23 protein-coding genes are annotated in these 14,971 nt (G+C 71.2%); 22 read left to right on the forward strand and 1 reads right to left on the reverse strand.

Annotation, left to right across the window (positions count from 1 at the left end):
* The first annotated feature begins 4 nt into the window (after positions 1-4).
* The 22 genes from HD595_RS03210 (at position 5) to HD595_RS03315 (ending at position 13,426) form a co-directional block, all read left to right on the forward strand.
* Positions 5-172: a hypothetical protein gene (locus HD595_RS03210; protein WP_253765484.1), complete on the forward strand. Its 168-nt coding sequence runs from the start codon at positions 5-7 to the stop codon at positions 170-172.
* A 226-nt stretch (positions 173-398) separates the two neighbouring features.
* Entirely contained in the window at positions 399-692 is a 294-nt protein-coding gene (locus HD595_RS03215; protein ID WP_253765485.1) for a WhiB family transcriptional regulator, read from the forward strand.
* Positions 692-940 carry a hypothetical protein gene (locus tag HD595_RS03220; protein WP_253765486.1) on the forward strand — a complete coding sequence of 83 codons (249 nt, stop codon included), beginning with the start codon at positions 692-694 and terminating at the stop codon, positions 938-940. Before HD595_RS03215 ends, HD595_RS03220 begins: the two co-directional genes overlap by 1 nt.
* Complete coding sequence (locus HD595_RS03225; protein ID WP_253765487.1) at positions 940-1,086, forward strand: hypothetical protein; 147 nt, start codon at positions 940-942, stop codon at positions 1,084-1,086. The genes HD595_RS03220 and HD595_RS03225 overlap by 1 nt, the downstream gene beginning before the upstream one ends.
* A 180-nt stretch (positions 1,087-1,266) precedes the next feature.
* On the forward strand, positions 1,267-1,449 hold the full coding sequence (locus HD595_RS03230) for a hypothetical protein (RefSeq protein ID WP_253765488.1): 183 nt from the start codon (positions 1,267-1,269) through the stop codon (positions 1,447-1,449).
* Positions 1,446-1,715 (forward strand): hypothetical protein, encoded by a 270-nt coding sequence (locus tag HD595_RS03235; protein WP_253765489.1) that lies wholly within the window; start codon positions 1,446-1,448, stop codon positions 1,713-1,715. Before HD595_RS03230 ends, HD595_RS03235 begins: the two co-directional genes overlap by 4 nt.
* Positions 1,716-1,905: 190 nt before the next feature.
* Positions 1,906-2,070, forward strand: a complete 165-nt coding sequence (locus HD595_RS03240) for a hypothetical protein (protein WP_253765490.1) — start codon at positions 1,906-1,908, stop codon at positions 2,068-2,070.
* The gene (locus tag HD595_RS03245; RefSeq protein ID WP_253765491.1) at positions 2,067-2,327 is read left to right on the forward strand and encodes a hypothetical protein; all 261 of its coding nucleotides are present in this window, start codon (positions 2,067-2,069) and stop codon (positions 2,325-2,327) included. The genes HD595_RS03240 and HD595_RS03245 overlap by 4 nt, the downstream gene beginning before the upstream one ends.
* On the forward strand, positions 2,324-2,959 hold the full coding sequence (locus HD595_RS03250; RefSeq protein ID WP_253765492.1) for a M48 family metalloprotease: 636 nt from the start codon (positions 2,324-2,326) through the stop codon (positions 2,957-2,959). Before HD595_RS03245 ends, HD595_RS03250 begins: the two co-directional genes overlap by 4 nt.
* Positions 2,956-3,948: a hypothetical protein gene (locus HD595_RS03255; RefSeq protein ID WP_253765493.1), complete on the forward strand. Its 993-nt coding sequence runs from the start codon at positions 2,956-2,958 to the stop codon at positions 3,946-3,948. Before HD595_RS03250 ends, HD595_RS03255 begins: the two co-directional genes overlap by 4 nt.
* Positions 3,948-4,214, forward strand: coding sequence for a hypothetical protein (locus HD595_RS03260; RefSeq protein WP_253765494.1), 267 nt, complete (start codon positions 3,948-3,950; stop codon positions 4,212-4,214). Before HD595_RS03255 ends, HD595_RS03260 begins: the two co-directional genes overlap by 1 nt.
* Positions 4,214-4,525, forward strand: coding sequence for a hypothetical protein (locus HD595_RS03265; protein ID WP_253765495.1), 312 nt, complete (start codon positions 4,214-4,216; stop codon positions 4,523-4,525). The genes HD595_RS03260 and HD595_RS03265 overlap by 1 nt, the downstream gene beginning before the upstream one ends.
* Before the next feature lie 18 nt (positions 4,526-4,543).
* Entirely contained in the window at positions 4,544-4,918 is a 375-nt protein-coding gene (locus HD595_RS03270; RefSeq protein ID WP_253765496.1) for a hypothetical protein, read from the forward strand.
* Positions 4,918-7,233, forward strand: coding sequence for a DNA translocase FtsK (locus HD595_RS45530; protein ID WP_301309427.1), 2,316 nt, complete (start codon positions 4,918-4,920; stop codon positions 7,231-7,233). The genes HD595_RS03270 and HD595_RS45530 overlap by 1 nt, the downstream gene beginning before the upstream one ends.
* 264 nt (positions 7,234-7,497) lie before the next feature.
* Complete coding sequence (locus tag HD595_RS03280) at positions 7,498-7,752, forward strand: hypothetical protein (protein ID WP_253765497.1); 255 nt, start codon at positions 7,498-7,500, stop codon at positions 7,750-7,752.
* 22 nt (positions 7,753-7,774) lie between these two features.
* A complete protein-coding gene (locus HD595_RS03285) occupies positions 7,775-8,035 on the forward strand; it encodes a hypothetical protein (protein ID WP_253765498.1) in 261 nt (86 codons plus the stop codon).
* Positions 8,036-8,074: 39 nt separating this feature from the next.
* A complete protein-coding gene (locus HD595_RS03290; protein WP_253765499.1) occupies positions 8,075-8,764 on the forward strand; it encodes a DNA polymerase III subunit beta family protein in 690 nt (229 codons plus the stop codon).
* A gap of 8 nt (positions 8,765-8,772) precedes the next feature.
* Complete coding sequence (locus HD595_RS03295) at positions 8,773-9,084, forward strand: hypothetical protein (RefSeq protein ID WP_253765500.1); 312 nt, start codon at positions 8,773-8,775, stop codon at positions 9,082-9,084.
* A gap of 11 nt (positions 9,085-9,095) precedes the next feature.
* Positions 9,096-9,989, forward strand: a complete 894-nt coding sequence (locus tag HD595_RS03300; protein WP_253765501.1) for a bifunctional DNA primase/polymerase — start codon at positions 9,096-9,098, stop codon at positions 9,987-9,989.
* Positions 9,986-11,551, forward strand: coding sequence for a hypothetical protein (locus HD595_RS03305; RefSeq protein WP_253765502.1), 1,566 nt, complete (start codon positions 9,986-9,988; stop codon positions 11,549-11,551). Before HD595_RS03300 ends, HD595_RS03305 begins: the two co-directional genes overlap by 4 nt.
* Before the next feature lie 379 nt (positions 11,552-11,930).
* Positions 11,931-12,161: a helix-turn-helix domain-containing protein gene (locus tag HD595_RS03310; protein WP_253765503.1), complete on the forward strand. Its 231-nt coding sequence runs from the start codon at positions 11,931-11,933 to the stop codon at positions 12,159-12,161.
* A complete protein-coding gene (locus HD595_RS03315) occupies positions 12,161-13,426 on the forward strand; it encodes a tyrosine-type recombinase/integrase (protein WP_253765504.1) in 1,266 nt (421 codons plus the stop codon). The genes HD595_RS03310 and HD595_RS03315 overlap by 1 nt, the downstream gene beginning before the upstream one ends.
* A gap of 75 nt (positions 13,427-13,501) precedes the next feature.
* Here HD595_RS03315 and glnA read toward each other — a convergent pair whose 3' ends face one another.
* Entirely contained in the window at positions 13,502-14,863 is a 1,362-nt protein-coding gene (gene glnA / locus HD595_RS03320; protein WP_253765505.1) for a type I glutamate--ammonia ligase, read from the reverse strand.
* Positions 14,864-14,971 lie beyond the last annotated feature (108 nt).

Genomic DNA, 14,971 nt, shown 5'->3' on the forward strand with positions numbered 1-14,971 from the left:
GGACATGCGTGGTATCCGCTCAAGCCGGGTGCTTTCCACCGTCCTCATCATCGTCACGTTGCTCTTCGTCATTCGGCAGCCCGCCACGGCTGCCGATACCGCCACAAAGATCTTCAACTGGCTCACGAAAGCGATCGACGGACTGGTGGTCTTCGCCAGTTCGCTCGGCTGATCCACCACCAAAACGAGGAGCGGCCCCCAATCCGCCAAGACCCGGGGCCGCCCCTCAACTCCAACCCACTGCAAGCAAGAAGGAGCGTCTCCATCATGACCTACGGGTCCCTCAAGGCACAGGGCTGCCCCCCGGCCTGTCGCAACGGTCAGATCTGGAACCCGGGCACCGGTCCCTATCCGTGCCCGTTCTGCAGCTCGGGCGCCAAGCCCGGTAAGGCGCGTTGATGCGCGTCCGTGGCCGGGGCGCGGTGCGCGTTCTGCGTGCGGCGCTGGTGCAGGCCGGTCCGGTCTGCACCAGCGGCGACGCGGAGCTGTTCACCGGCCCCGACGCCTTCACCGACGAGCCGGCCGACGTCCGCGAGGAGCGTGAGGCGCGCGCCAAGGCGGTGTGCGCCAGCTGCCCGGCGCGGGTGCCGTGCCTGCTGTACGCGATGGCGATCAAGCCGCGCGTGGGCGTGTGGGCGGGCCTGACCTCTGACGAGCTGCGCGGCGTTGACGCGCGGGCGGAGGTGGCCTGATGCCTGCTGCTCGCTACTTCTCCGTGATCTCCCCGGCGCCGTGGAACAAGTCCGGCCAGGCCCGGATCACGGTCCGCACCGGCGGTTCGTACGAGGTCTACCTCTGCGTCGGCAACCAGCGGGTTCCGCTGACCGAGGCGGAGGCGTGGGCGTCGTGGGTGGCGCTGGGCAACGCCCTGAGCGCCAGCTTCGGTCCCGTCCCCGAGTGGGCCGCCGACCAGGCCGACGACCGGGCGGGTGAGGGCTGATGGGCCGCTACCAGTGCCCGCTGTGCCAGAGCCTGCACCGCAGCGAGGACCAGGCCCGATGCCCGGTTCACGGCATGGGCTACTCGCCGCGCTGCCAGCAGTGCCGGCACGTGGCCGTGCTGACGCCGTGCGGGGGTGGCCGGTGATGGGCCGCTTCCAGTGCATCGGCTGCGACCGCGTCCACACCGCCGCGACCGGCTGCCCGCGCTGCTGGATCGGGTGCCGGCAGGTGGAGATCTGCCGCGTTCACGGTGCCCGCCCGGTGCGTTCCTGCGGCTGCTGCCGCGTCCTGACCCGTGCTCAGACCGGACTGTAGGAGACCCGGCATGACCACCACGACCCTGACGACCGGCCGGCCGATGCCGCTGGGGCCGGTCAAGCGCTGCCCGCGCTGCGCCACCGTGCTGGACGGCGGCCCGGTGCTGTTCCACTGCCAGTCCTGCAAGCGCGCGGTCTACGCCGCCGATCTGGACAACGAGATCCCCACCACACTGGGGAGGGCCGCATGAGCGAGGTCCGCGCAGGCGTGTCGATCTACCAGCCGCGCGCCAGCGAGATGACGCTGAGGCCGCACCCCGAGTCCAAGACGCTGTTCTTCACCCTGTCCACGGACCACGTGTGGTTCGCCCTGAACGCCGCTGACAGCGACGTGGCCGCCGAGGCTGAGGCGATGGACCGGCTGGCCGAGCTGGCCACCGAGGCCGCCGCCCGGCTGCGCGCCCTCCACACCGTCATGGCCGGTGCCACGGCCGAGGGCGGGGGTGGGCGGTCGTGACGTCGCTGAGCCTGTCCGCTCGGGTGCTGTTGGCCGAGGTGGCTACCTGGGCGCGTGCCCGTCAGATCATCATCGTCGCCGCTGTGGCCGGCCGCACCGCCGACTCCGCCACCCGCGCTTGGGCCGAGTGCCCGGCCAACTGGTGTGACCGACCCGGCTGCCCGAAGTGCTGGAGCCGGGGGTGCCCGCAGTGAGCACGCCCGTGCAGATCCGGCTGATCGGCGAGCCCGCCGACGTCGAGCGCGTGGCCGAGGTGCTGCGCGCCGCTCTCGACCTGTATGCCGAGTCGCGGCCCTACGCCAGCCGCCGCAACCCCTCCCACGTCCGCCTCTACCTGGAGGTTCTCCCGTCATGACCGTCACGCTCAACACCGGGCAGCCGTCCACCTCCGGTGCCGACACGCAGACGGAACCCACCCGCGCCGTGTTCGTCGTCATCACCGTGCAGACCGCCTACGGGGAGGTGTCCACCAGCAGTCACGACCTGATCGTTCCAGTCGGCATGCGCCACTTGGACCTGCTGACGCGCGTGCTGAAGGAGCGCATCCCTGAGCACCTGCGCGGCAACTGCGTCGTGCTGCACTACTCGGTTCATCCGGCGGTGATCTCGTGAAGCGCATCGCCCCTGCCGTGGAGGTGGCTGGCCTCGCCGATCTGGTCGTCGCCTTGCGAGACGCCGCCCATCTGCCTGGCCTGCTGGTCTATGTCGCCGGCGAGCTCGGCGACAACGCCACCGCCGAGGCCCGTCCGTGCGGGTCGGCGCCGCTCGTCGGCGTGGGCGCCGACCTGCTGGACGACCACCGCTCGCCCGAGCTGGTGGGGTCGGTGGCGCACGAGATCGCCCATCACGCGCTCGGCCACCTGTCCGGCTGGCTGGTCCCGGCGCTGGACTGGCTCTACATCTGGACCTGCGTCGCGGGGATCATGAGCGCTTTCCTGCCGGTGCCCGGCTGGATCAGCCCGGCACTGCTGTCGCTCGCGCTCGCCGCCCGGCTGTGCGTGAGCTGGCTGCGTCGGGCGGCGGAGTTCGCCGCCGACCGGCACGCCGTCGCGCTGCTCGACAGCCTGGGCATGCCGGGCCGGCAGATCGTCACCGCGATGCTGATCCGGGACCTGGCCGTCGAGCCGATCTGGTACGCGATGGTCGGCTGGCTGGCCGGCACACACCCGCCCGCGCACGCCCGGCTTCGCCGCCTGGCCGACGCACCGTCGTTCACGCTGCACGGTCTGGAGGTGACGTCATGACCGCCACGTTCCCCTTGCCGGAACCGACGCCAGAGGAGGTGTCGCGCGGGCTGGCCGAGCTGGAGCGTCACCTGCGCGACCAGGCGCAGCCCGCGCCCGCGACCGTCCCGGCGCCCGTCGACGTCCCGCCGGCCGCTACGGAGCCCGCCGCAGGGCCGAGCGAGACCGGGGGGCAGACCAAGCGGGTGCGCCGGCTGCGCGATGAGGTGGCCGAGGCGCACCTGCTGGCCGACCTGCAGGAGGACGAAGCGCCGCTGCTGGTGGACACGCCGAAGGTTCGCAAGCGCCGCAAGCGGGCGGCCGAGGCGGCCCGGCTGCACGAGCTGGCCAGCGACCCGGCGGCGGTGGCCTACCGCGACGCCAAGGTCCGCCGCACCGTGACCGTCATGGTCATGCTGGCCGCGTGCATCGCGCTGCTGGTCTCCAGCATCGGCGTGCAGGCATCGGTCGCCGCGGCTCTCGACCTCGCCCCGCACACGCTCGGCTGGTGGGCGGCGTTCGGTGTCGAGCCGGCGCTGTCGCTGCCGCTGCTGGCCGCCGTCGCCGTCCAGGCCTACAGCGCCATGCGCGGCCTGGTGGTGGACCGCAAGAGCCCTGAGGGGCGCAAACTGTTTCGGACCGAGGCGCTGCTGCTCGGGCTGACGCTGGTGCTCAACTGCTGGCCCGCGCTGGCTGGCGGATTCGATGCGCTGTCGCTGATCGTGCACAGCCTCGGCCCGGTGGCTGCGGTGACCGCGATCTGGGTGCTGCCCGCCCTGTGGTCGGTGCTCGCCGCCCTGCCCGTGCTCAAGACCACCGACGCCTCTACCGCTGCTACGTACAGCGTCAACGCCGCCAGCGTCGCCCCTCTCGTGGCACGGGCGCGCCGCCTGATCGAGGACGGCATGTTGCCCGAGCGGCCGAGCGCGAGCCGTCTGCAGCGGACGTTGCGGTGCGGGATGGACGCGGCCCGCGCGGTGCGTGACGCGCTCGCTGAGGGAGCTTCGTGATGCGAACCCTCAGCATCACCGCCACCCCACGCACCCGCCACGGCTGGCGCGAGCGGCTGCAGGCCGGTGCGCGGGGGGCGCTGGCGATGCTGATGCTCCTCTCGACCGCCGCCGACGCCTGGCTGAGCGCGCTGCTCGGCCTGCCGCTGCTGGCGCCGGCGGTGCGCCGCCTGGCCGCTGTGATCGCAGATGAGTGCCGGGCGTGCGCGGCCGGCGCCATCGACGCCGACGTCATCGAGGACCCGGAAAGGCAGGTGTGGCGTTGATGGAGCGCCGCAACATCACCGAGCTGTCCACCGTCGAGTTCACCGGCTCGCTGGGGGCCGCCTTCCAGCACTACGGCCGCCAGCTGACCGCGCTGGCGCAGCGATGGGGCACCGAGCTGGACATCGCCGCTGTCGACGCCGAGGCGGCGATGTCGTCGATGAAGGGCCACGTGCTGCTGTTCGGGCTGGACTCCAAGGTCCGCGCCCGCCGGGTGGCCAAGCGGCTCAAGCGCGCCCGTGACCTGACCGCCGCGCTGGCCGAGCGCGGCGAGTCCTTCCACCGCAGCTACCGCAAGCACTTCCTGCCCTGACGAGAAAGGAGGCATCTGATGGGGACCGGACACGCCCGGCTGGACGAGATCGCTGACATCGAGTTCCACGGCAAGGTCGCAACGAAAATCGCCGAGTACACGCTGGCCACGCAGTGCTTCGCGCACGACATGGCCCGTGAGCTGGACGCCGCCGAGTCGGCCGCGGAGTCGGCGATGGGTGAGCTGAAGGGCCACCCGCTGCTGATGGGCCTGGACGTGCGCGCCCGCGCCCGCCGGGTGGCCCGCAACCTGCGCGAGGCGCGCGAGCTGGCCCAAGGCATCTCGGCCGAGGCGATCAAGTTCAACCTGCAGTTCCGCCAGGAGTTCCTGCAGGCCATGGAGGAAGCGCGTGCCACCAAGCGCAAGGAGTACAAGGGGAAGGTGGATCTGTGATGGCCCGCAACAGCAAGACGCCGTCCCTGCAGCTGGTGCAGGAGGCCACCATGGACCGGCTGGCCGCCTCGGCCGTCTCCAAGGTCGGCGTTCTCGTGCCGCCGTGGGCGGTGCTCGGCGTGGAGGCGGCAGCGGGTGCGATCTCGCACGGAATGTGGGGGCAGGCGCCGGCGGTGACGTGGGCGGCGGTCGGCTGCACCCTCGGCTCCACCGTGCTCACCGCTCTGACGTGGGCGGTGACGCATCAGCGCAGGTTGATCGGCCGTCTGCACGCCACGCTCACCACGGCGGCGGCGTCGGCGTGGTTCACCACCGTGACCATCACCGGCTTCGACGTCCCGGCCGTGACCGGTTCGCTGTTCTTCGGCGGCGCCACCCTAGCGCTGTCATGGAACATCCGCACCGTCATCCGCAACGCCGGCGGCGAGGAGGGCGAAGGCGGCGGCGACGCGCTGGCGTCACTGTTCAACCGCGCCAAGGAACAGGCCGGTCTGAAGGGGGCGCGGGTGCGGGCCATCGAAGTCACCGACCACAAGGTCAAGGGCCAGATGCAGCTACCGCCCGGGGAGAAGACCGCCGACGACGCCATCAAGGCCACCGACCGCATCGAGTCCGGCATGCAGCTGCCGCCGGGCAGCGTCATCGTGGCCCGCGACGACGACCGCGCCGACCGCGCGCACATCACCGTCTCCGACCCGCGCGCCATCCGCCAGCCCATCGCCTGGCCCGGCCCCTCCCACCCCGGCGCGTCGGTCGACAAGCCGCTGCGCATCGGCATCTACCAGGACGGCGACGACGTGCAGTACCGGTTCGTCGGCCACCACCTGCAGATCATGGGCCGCACCGGTTCCGGCAAGTCCATCGGCGGAGCCTGGAACATCATCGGCGAGGTCATCACCCGCGCCGATGCGGCGGTGTTCTCCATCGACATCAGCAAGGACGACCAGACCATGGGCCCGCTGCGGGAAGGGCTGCATCGCTTCGAGACCACCAAGGCCGGCGCGGTCGAGCTGATCCGCGCCATGCACGAGGCGATCCCGCAGCGCACCAAGTGGCTGGCCGACCATGGCTACAGCGACTGGGAGCCCGGCTGTGGCCTGACCTACTGGTACCTGCACATCGAGGAGATCGCCAAGCTGGTCAACGAGATCGGCGGCCAGGACGAAGAGCGACTCGGTGAGATCCTCAAGGAGATGCGCTCGGCCGGCGGCAGCGTCATCCTGTCGCTGCAGCGCGCCGACTACACCCAGATGCCGACCCTGTTCCGCTCGCAGATGGCCAAGATGTGCTTCGGCCTGTCCGACCCCGACGACGTCAAGTACGGCGTCTCCGCGCGCCAGCGCAAGGCCGACGTGGCCCCGCACGAGTGGGAAGACCACTACCCCGGCATGGCCCTGCTGGACGCGCGCGGCATCCGCACCACCCACTACGCCATGCCGCTGCGCACCTTCTCCTGGGGCCGCACCAGCGCCGAGGCCCGCGCGGCGATGGCCGCCCACGCCGCCGCGCACCCGGCAGCGGGCAAGCAGGTGGACCCGTTCACCGCCGCCCTGGCCCGTCCCACCGCGCCCGCCCGCACCGCGACGGCGGTGGAGGCCGGCGGGGCGCTGTCGCTGCCCCCCGGCGCTGCGCAGGAGTCGGCGCCGCGGGATGAGCAGGAGGAGTTCGCCGCCGACTTTGCCGAGCTGCTCGCCGACGCCGCCGAGCTGGTCATCGCCACCCAGCACGCCTCCCCGAGCATGCTGCAGCGCAAGCTGCGCATCGCCTGGCAGGACTGCCTGCGCCTGCTGGAAGCCCTGCAGCGCAAGGGCGTCGTCGGCCCGCCCGAGCCCGGCAGCGACAACCGGCCGGTCCTGATCGCGGCCGACGACCGCGCCGCCCCGGCCGTCATCGAGCACCTGCGCGAGGACGGCGACGTCGTCACCGAGACCCTGGCCCGCAGCGACGACCCGGACCCGGGCCTGACGGCCGGCCCTGACGACGCCGTCCAGCAGCCCACCGAGCAGGAGGCCGACGCGCTGAAGGCGCCCGGCCCGGCGGTCAAGATGCACCCCGCCGAAGCCCGCCAGCTCATCCACGCCTGGCTGCGCAGCCGCCACCACCACGGCGCGCTCACCTTCACCGCCACCGACGACGACCTCACCAACGTGCGCCGCCAGACCGGCAACGGCCGAGGCTGGATCTACAAGGTCCTGACCGACCTGACCGACCGCGGCGTCCTGACCGTCAACGCCGCCGGCGCCACCCGCACCTACACCATCACCGACCTGAGCCCGCTGGACCGCGACGACCACGCCGGCGAGCGCGCCGCCTGAGCGAGGCCCGGGGCGACCCATGACGACGGCGCCGCCCCCGCCCCTCGCGCGGCTGCGCGTGGGACGCCCGCAACGCACGCGAACGATCTTGTCACGCGTCTGTCACGGGCTCTGTCACACCGCCTGTCACGGGGCCGCTGTCACGGTGTCACACCACCGCTGACCTGCAACACCCATCCCCAGCCCCTTTCCGTGACAGCCCACCCTGTCACGACCACCACCGCCACCCGTCCATCTCGCCATGCCTCAAATCAGGAGACCCCCATGTCCAGCCCGTCGATCTTCACCACGTTCGCGACCCTCGCCATCTGCCTGACCGTCCTGGCGGTCCTGGCGGCCGGCCTGGCTGTCGCCTACCGGCACAGCCTCAAGCACCACCCCTACACCGACTGCCGCCGCTGCAAGGGCACCGGCCAGCGCCGTAGCTGGCTGTTCGCTCACTCCGTCGGCTACTGCCCCGACTGCACCGGCACCGGCCTGAAGACCCGCGCCGGCGTCCGCCTGTTCAACATCCGCTAACCCGCACCCCGAAGGAACCAGCATGCACCTGAGCACGCTCGCCGCAGCCTGCCTGATCGCCACCACCGCAGCCACCTGCGCCGCCCCACCGCCAACGCTGCCCTCCGCGTCCAAGACCGACCCCGCCGGACTCGTCATGGGCACCAAGAACGACCGCGTCCTGATGATCGGCATTCTCAACCGCTTCCAGGCCTACGAGCGCTCCGCCACCCCGGCCCAGATCAGGGCCTGCACCAAGCGCCCCGACATGCGCTACCCGCAGTGCCTGCCCCCCACGCGCTGACCCGCCATCGGCACCGTGTCTGAAAGGACGACCTCAACCATGACCGCCCCGGCCACCACCACCCGCACCAACGAGATCACCATCGGCATGACCGGCCGCGAGCTGCGCCAGTTCCTCGGCGCCGTCCTGCCGCACGCCAGCACCGATGACAGCCTGCCGGTGCTGACCATGGTGACCTTCGAGGCCACCGGTGACATGCTGCACGCGCTGGCCACCGACCGTTACACCCTGGCCATCGCCCGCCACCCGCTCCCCGACCCGGCCCCTGACAAGGTCACCCTCACTGTGCCGGCCGCCGCGCTTGGTGCGGTGCTGCGCCAGATCAAGGTGCGCGCCGACGTGCGGCTCACGCTCACCAGCGACGGCCTGACGCTCGACCAACTCAGCGACCCGCGCCTGACCTATCGGCTGCACGCCACCGGCGAGGCGCCGCTCCTGGCCGACTGGCGGAACTGGATCGCCAACCGGCTCACCGCGAAGCCGGAACCTGTGGTGACCTCCGCCCGAGGCGTCGCCCTGAACCCGGACTACCTGGCCCGCTTCCGCGCCGCTTCCCGCGACCACCTGCCCCTGGAGATCCGCCCCGCCGGACGCTGCATGGTCATCACCTGCGGCACCCACTTCCTCGGCCTGCTCACGCCCATGGACCTCACCAAGATGAGCGAGTACAGCACCGACCCGCTCACCGGCTGGCTCTCCACGCCCCCTGCAGACACGAACGCGGCGTGACGACCGCCATGACCATCACAACCACCCCGCCGGCCTTGCATACCGACCTGCTCAACGGCGCCAGCTTCACCTGCCAGTGCAAGGCCGGCAGCCCCACCGCCTGCGGCAAACCGCACAAGCCCACCGGCGGGGCGTGCATCGTCCCGCACAGCCCCGCCGCGCCGCTGCACGTCGTCGCGCGCCAGGACGTCCCGTGCGAGCTGGCGGCGGCACTGCCTGCGCGGGCGCTGATGCTCCTGTGCGACGACTGCCACGCCGCCCTGCTCGCCCACCGACGCAAGACCCGCACCACCGCGCCCGCACCTGACGCCCTGTTCTGAAAGGACCGTCGATGAGCACCCAGCAGCTCCGCTACGCCCTGGCCGCCGCCGCCCGGGGTTGGCATGTCTTCCCGCTCACGCCCGGCGACAAGACGCCGCTGGAGGGCATGAGCTGGAAGCGGCAGGCCACCACCGACCCGCAGGTGATCCGCCGGATCTGGGGACGCCGACCGTACAACGTCGGCATCGCCTGTGGGCCGTCCCGGCTGCTGGTGGTGGACCTGGACGTGCCCAAGCCCGGCGAGCACCCGCCCGCGCCCTGGGACCTGCCCGGGGTCCGGGACGGGGCCGACGTCTTCGCCCTGGTCTGCGGGCGGGCCGGCGAGCCGGTGCCGCTGGAGACCTTCCAGGTCCGCACCCGGCGCGGCGGCCTGCACCTGTACTTCACCGCCCCGCACGGCCTGGCCCTGGGCAACACCTCCGGCGACAAGGGCAACGGACTAGGCTGGAAGATAGACACCCGCGGCGACGGCGGCTACGTCGTCGGACCAGGCAGCGTCGTGGAACTGCCCGACGGCGCCGGCACCTACCAGCCGCTCCACACCGCCGACCCGGCGCCGCTCCCGGCCTGGCTGGCCGAGCGGCTGTGCCCCGCACCACCGCCCCGGCGGTCGGTCGTGGTGCCGTTGCGGACCGGTCGCAGCGGCGCGTACCTGGACGCAGCCATCGGCGCGTGCCTGGAGCGGATCGCCGCCACCGGGGAGGGCCACCGCAACGTCACCCTGTGGGGCGCGTCCGTGGCGCTCGGCCAGCTGGTGGCCGGCGGCGCGCTGGACGACGCCACCACCGAAGCCCTGCTTCTGGAGGCTGCCGTCCAGGTCGGCTACCCGGCCGGTCCGGCGCGTAAGACGATCCGGTCGGGGTTCCGCCGCGGCGCCATGCGGCCCCGGAGGGTGCCCGCATGACCCGCACCACCGACGTCCAGGTCGGCTCCGGACCGGAGACCATCCGGGTCCTGAAGGCGGCGCTGGCCGAGCGGCTGCTGCCGGAGACCTACGTCTCCGGCGGCGCCCTGGTCCACATGGAGACCGTCTCCGGCGGCCAGGCCAGCCCCGCGGCCGACGAAGACTCCCCGCTCCCGGTCACCGCCAGCACCATCACCCCGGCCACGCTCGCGGGACTGCTGGCCGAGCATGCCTACGTCTACCGGCTGCGCTCCCGTAAGGACGGCGCCGGCCGCGAGGAGATGTACGAAGAGGAGATCACCCCACCCCGCGAGATCCTGTCCGCCGTACTGGCCGGCAAGACCTGGCCCGGCGTCCCGGTCCTGCGCGGCGTCATCGGCGCCCCCGTACTGCGCCGCGACGGCACCCTTCTACAGGCACCCGGCTACGATCCGGCGACCGGCCTCTATCTCGCGGCCAAGGTCAGCCTGCCGCCGGTCCCCGACCAACCAACCTCTGAGCAGGTCCACGCCGCCCGGGACTTCCTGCTCAACTGGTTCCTGCGCGACTTCCCGTGGGCCAGCCCGGCCGACCGCGCCAACTACATCGCGCTGCTGGCCACGCCGATCCTGCGGCACTTCACCCGCTCGCTGACGCCGTTCGCGCTCATCGACGCCACCATGCCCGCCTCCGGCAAGAGCATCCTGACCGGCGGCCCCGGCATGCTCTACGGCCAGCGCGTCATGCCCTGGCCCTACACCGAAGAAGAACTCCGCAAGAGCATCACCGCCGTCCTGGCCGAACAAGTCGGCGTCGTCGTCTGGGACAACCTCGCCGAAGGCACCGTCATCGACTCCGCCACCCTCGCCCTGCTCGTCACCGCCGGCGTCTGGTCCGACCGCCAGCTCGGCGCCTCCCGCAACATCGCCACCGTCAACGACCGGCTCTGGATGGCCACCGGCAACAACCTCCAGGTCGGCGGCGACATGGCATCGCGCACCGTCCGCGTCCACCTCGATCCGAACATGCCCCGCCCCGAGCAGCGCGACCAAACACGCTTCGGCATCCCGCACCTCGACCAGTGGATCACCGTCCCGGCCAACCAGCACACCGTGCTCTGGCACCTGCTGGTTCTCGTTCTGGACTGGACCGGCCACGGCGCTCCCAGAGCCGCCACCGTGGCGATGCGCCAGTTCACGCCCTGGGCGCAAGCCCTCGGCGGTTTCCTCGCCCACCACGGCATCGACGGGTTCCTGGCCAACGCCGCCGACGTGCGCGGCATCGATGAGGACGAAACGCGCTGGCGTGCCTTCCTCGCCTGCTGGCACACCCTGCACGCCAGTAAGCCGATGACCGCCGCTGAGCTGCGTCGCTCAGCCGAGCCCGACCGGATCGGCGATAGCGAGCACGACATCTGGGACGGCCAGTTCATCACCACCCACACCGGCCGCCTGCCCAACGCCCTTGCCCTCGGCCGACTCCTCACCGGGCAGGTCGGCCGCTGGCGCGGCGACTACGTCATGCGCTCATCCAAAAACGAGCGGGGCGACCGCAACGTGTTCTGGGTCGAGTGCCATGCCTGACCGGACCCGAGAACCGCTGAAACATCTCCGCATCTCCGCATCTCCGCAAACCGGCCCTCCACCAGCGCAAACAGTTGCGGAGATGAAACACCCCTCCGGACGTCCATCTCCGCATCTCCGCACGATCTTGCGGAAATGCAGGCCGGTTGCGGAGATGGAGTCACTCCAGAATTTTCTATCTCCGCAAGCGTTTCCGCAGGTCAAGCAAGATCGTGCGGAGATGCGGAGATGCGGAGATGTTTCAGCCCCCCGCACTAGAGAGCCGCACCGGCGATCTCACCTCCGCCCCGCCGGCCCTCCAGGAGATCGGGAAAAGCGCCGGACCGGAAAGCCCGTCACCTCATCAACCGACCGCTGGACACGCAAGGAGACCGCACGCATGGCCACCGCCGTTCCCCGGCTTCGTCCGGTGCCCGCCCCAGAATCGCCCACCTTCCTCACCCCCGAGCAACTCGCCGACCTGTTCACCGTCCCCCTGGAGACCGTCTACCAGTGGAGGCGCAAGCGCACCGGCCCTCCCGGCTTCCGAGTCGGCCGCCACCTCCGCTACGACCTGGCCGCGGTGCTCGCCTGGGTCGCCCAGCAGACCGAGAACACCGGAGCCGCCTGATGGCAGGACACGTCCAAGACCGCTGGTACAAGACCGAGCCGGGAGCCGACGGCAAGCCCAAGCGCGTCCGCACCGACCGGTACGGCAAGGGCATGCGATACCGCGCCCGCTACGTCGGCCCGGACGGCACCGAGAAGAGCCGTTCCTTCCCCGACCGCCAGAAGCGCAGGGCTGAGGAATGGCTGGCCAGCATCGAGGCCGACATGTCCCGAGGCCAGTACATCGACCCTCGCGCCGCCCGCACGACCTTCGGGCAGTACGCGGAACGATGGCTGGCCTCCCAGACCACCGATCTGAGCACCCGGGTGTCCGTGGCGACGCAGCTTCGCCGCCACGCCATCCCCTACCTCGGCTCGCGTCCCCTCGACTCCTTCCAGCCCGGCCACATCCGCCAATGGCTCAGCGAGCTGGAGAACGTCCTACCGGCGTCGTCCTACCGCCGCGTCATCTTCGGCAGCGTGTCGGCCGTGTTCACCGCGGCTGTGGACGACGGCCTGTTGACCAAGAACCCGTGCGTCGCGCGGTCGGTGCGGGCGCCGGCCCCCGCCCGCGGCCGCGTGCAGCCATGGACGGCCGAGCGGGTCTTCGCGGTACGGGCAGGACTCCCCGAGCGCTTCCAAGCCATGACCGACATCGGCGGCGGCTGCGGACTTCGACAAGGGGAGATCTTCGGACTCCCGCTCGATGAGGTTGACTTCGCGGCCGGCTGGCTCCACGTCGCCTATCAGGTCAAGGTCGTCAACGGGCACATGGTCTTCGCCCCTCCCAAGCGCGAGAAGGAACGCGACGTACCTCTTCCCGACCGCGTGGCCGACGTCGTCAAGGCGCACATGAAGCTCCACCCGCCCAGCAAGGTCACACTCCCCTGGCGCACGCCCGGCGGCCCGCCGCTCACCAAGCTGCTGCTCTTCACCCGGAAGGACGGCGGCCCGGTCAGGCGGACCGACTTCAACGTGTACGTCTGGAAGCCCGCGCTCGTGGCGGCCGGCGTCATCCCAGAGCCTGAGAGCGGCCGGCGCCACCAGGCCGCCCGCGAGCACGGCATGCACGCCCTGCGGCACTTTTACGCCTCGGTCCTCCTGGACGCCGGCGAGAGCATCAAGGCGCTCAGCCAATACCTCGGCCACAGCGATCCGGGCTTCACCCTCAGGGTCTACACGCACCTGATGCCGAGCAGCGAGGGGCGGACCCGCCGCGCCGTGGACAAGGTCTACGAGGCCGCCGAATCACAGTCCGACGGCCCACAGACGGCCCAGAGCCAGTAAGACAGCGTGGGGCCGACGGCACTACGCGGTCGACCCCACAACCGCGATCGGAGAGAAACCGCTCCTGACCAGGGCTTACAGCACCGGGAGGTACCGGTCGAGCTCGAACTCCGTCACCTGGCGGCGGAAGTCGCGCCACTCAGCCCGCTTGTTGCGCAGGAAGAAGTCGAAGACGTGCTCGCCCAGCGTCTCGGCCACCAGCTCGCTCTGCTCCATGACGGCGATGGCCTCGTCGAGGGACTGCGGCAGCGGCCGGATGCCGAGGGCGCGGCGCTCGGCGCTGGTGAGGGTCCAGACGTTGTCCTCGGCGGCCGGCGGCAGCTCGTACCCCTGCTCGATGCCCTTGAGCCCGGCGGCGAGGACGAGGGCGAAGGCGAGGTACGGGTTGCAGGCGGAGTCGAGGGAACGGAACTCGATGCGGGTCGAGCCGCCCTTGTGCGGCTTGTACATGGGCACTCGGACCAGGGCCGAGCGGTTGTTGTGGCCCCAGCAGATGTAGGACGGGGCCTCGCCGCCCTGGCCGGCGATGGCCTCGGCGCCGCCCCAGAGCCGCTTGTACGAGTTGACCCACTGGTTGGTGATGGCGGTGATCTCGGCGGCGTGCTTGAGCAGGCCGGCGATGAACGAGCGGCCGACCTTGGACAGCTGGTAGTCGGCGCCGGCCTCGTAGAAGGCGTTGCGGTCGCCCTCGAACAGCGACATGTGGGTGTGCATGCCGGAGCCGGGGTGCTCGGTGAACGGCTTCGGCATGAACGACGCCCAGATGCCCTGCTCCAGCGCCACCTCCTTCATGACCAGGCGGAAGGTCATGATGTTGTCGGCCGTGGTGAGGGCGTCGGCGTAGCGCAGGTCGATCTCCTGCTGGCCGGGGGCGCCCTCGTGGTGGCTGAACTCGACCGAGATGCCCATCGACTCCAGCATCATGATCGCCTGGCGGCGGAAGTCGTGGCCGGAGCTGTGGGGGGTGTGGTCGAAGTAGCCGCCGGAGTCGATCGGCTCGGGCCGCCGGCCGGGCTCGGGGCGGTTCTTGAGCAGGAAGAACTCGATCTCGGGGTGGGTGTAGAAGGTGAACCCCATGTCGGCGCACTTGGCGAGCGTGCGCTTGAGCACCCAGCGCGGGTCGGCGTGCGAGGGCGAGCCGTCGGGCATGAGGATGTCGCAGAAGATGCGGCCGGCGCCCGGTGTCTCGCTGCGCCACGGCAGGATCTGGAACGTCGCCGGGTCGGGCTTGGCGAGCATGTCGGCCTCGTACACGCGGGCGAAGCCCTCGATGGCCGAGCCGTCGAAGCCGATGCCCTCGGCGAAGGCGCCCTCCAGCTCGGCCGGCGCGATGGCCACGGACTTGAGGAAACCGAGGACGTCCGTGAACCAGAGCCGGATGAACCGGATGTCGCGTTCCTCGAGCGTGCGGAGCACGAACTCCTGCTGGCGGTCCAAGGCATCCCCTCAAGAACAGTTGTCGTGTCCCTACCAGCATGCCGTGTCCGTGTTTCGCACACGTTACGGGGGGTCGTGGGGGCGCAGCTCGCCGACAAGCGGGTGCGA

Origin of the sequence: Nonomuraea roseoviolacea subsp. carminata (assembly GCF_024172185.1) — a bacterium.
GTDB classification, from domain to species: Bacteria; Actinomycetota; Actinomycetes; order Streptosporangiales; family Streptosporangiaceae; genus Nonomuraea; species Nonomuraea roseoviolacea.

What these genes read in the sequence shown, in the direction of transcription:
- HD595_RS03225 (WP_253765487.1), top strand. Translation starts at nt 940, where the DNA reads ATGGGCCGCTACCAGTGCCCGCTGTGCCAGAGCCTGCACCGCAGCGAG.
- HD595_RS45530 (WP_301309427.1), top strand. Translation starts at nt 4,918, where the DNA reads ATGGCCCGCAACAGCAAGACGCCGTCCCTGCAGCTGGTGCAGGAGGCC.
- HD595_RS03280 (WP_253765497.1), top strand. Translation starts at nt 7,498, where the DNA reads ATGTCCAGCCCGTCGATCTTCACCACGTTCGCGACCCTCGCCATCTGC.
- HD595_RS03270 (WP_253765496.1), top strand. Translation starts at nt 4,544, where the DNA reads ATGGGGACCGGACACGCCCGGCTGGACGAGATCGCTGACATCGAGTTC.
- HD595_RS03260 (WP_253765494.1), top strand. Translation starts at nt 3,948, where the DNA reads ATGCGAACCCTCAGCATCACCGCCACCCCACGCACCCGCCACGGCTGG.
- HD595_RS03255 (WP_253765493.1), top strand. Translation starts at nt 2,956, where the DNA reads ATGACCGCCACGTTCCCCTTGCCGGAACCGACGCCAGAGGAGGTGTCG.
- HD595_RS03265 (WP_253765495.1), top strand. Translation starts at nt 4,214, where the DNA reads ATGGAGCGCCGCAACATCACCGAGCTGTCCACCGTCGAGTTCACCGGC.
- HD595_RS03305 (WP_253765502.1), top strand. Translation starts at nt 9,986, where the DNA reads ATGACCCGCACCACCGACGTCCAGGTCGGCTCCGGACCGGAGACCATC.
- HD595_RS03220 (WP_253765486.1), top strand. Translation starts at nt 692, where the DNA reads ATGCCTGCTGCTCGCTACTTCTCCGTGATCTCCCCGGCGCCGTGGAAC.
- HD595_RS03230 (WP_253765488.1), top strand. Translation starts at nt 1,267, where the DNA reads ATGACCACCACGACCCTGACGACCGGCCGGCCGATGCCGCTGGGGCCG.
- HD595_RS03285 (WP_253765498.1), top strand. Translation starts at nt 7,775, where the DNA reads ATGCACCTGAGCACGCTCGCCGCAGCCTGCCTGATCGCCACCACCGCA.
- HD595_RS03290 (WP_253765499.1), top strand. Translation starts at nt 8,075, where the DNA reads ATGACCGCCCCGGCCACCACCACCCGCACCAACGAGATCACCATCGGC.
- HD595_RS03300 (WP_253765501.1), top strand. Translation starts at nt 9,096, where the DNA reads ATGAGCACCCAGCAGCTCCGCTACGCCCTGGCCGCCGCCGCCCGGGGT.
- HD595_RS03210 (WP_253765484.1), top strand. Translation starts at nt 5, where the DNA reads ATGCGTGGTATCCGCTCAAGCCGGGTGCTTTCCACCGTCCTCATCATC.
- HD595_RS03310 (WP_253765503.1), top strand. Translation starts at nt 11,931, where the DNA reads ATGGCCACCGCCGTTCCCCGGCTTCGTCCGGTGCCCGCCCCAGAATCG.
- HD595_RS03245 (WP_253765491.1), top strand. Translation starts at nt 2,067, where the DNA reads ATGACCGTCACGCTCAACACCGGGCAGCCGTCCACCTCCGGTGCCGAC.
- HD595_RS03315 (WP_253765504.1), top strand. Translation starts at nt 12,161, where the DNA reads ATGGCAGGACACGTCCAAGACCGCTGGTACAAGACCGAGCCGGGAGCC.
- HD595_RS03235 (WP_253765489.1), top strand. Translation starts at nt 1,446, where the DNA reads ATGAGCGAGGTCCGCGCAGGCGTGTCGATCTACCAGCCGCGCGCCAGC.
- HD595_RS03295 (WP_253765500.1), top strand. Translation starts at nt 8,773, where the DNA reads ATGACCATCACAACCACCCCGCCGGCCTTGCATACCGACCTGCTCAAC.
- HD595_RS03215 (WP_253765485.1), top strand. Translation starts at nt 399, where the DNA reads ATGCGCGTCCGTGGCCGGGGCGCGGTGCGCGTTCTGCGTGCGGCGCTG.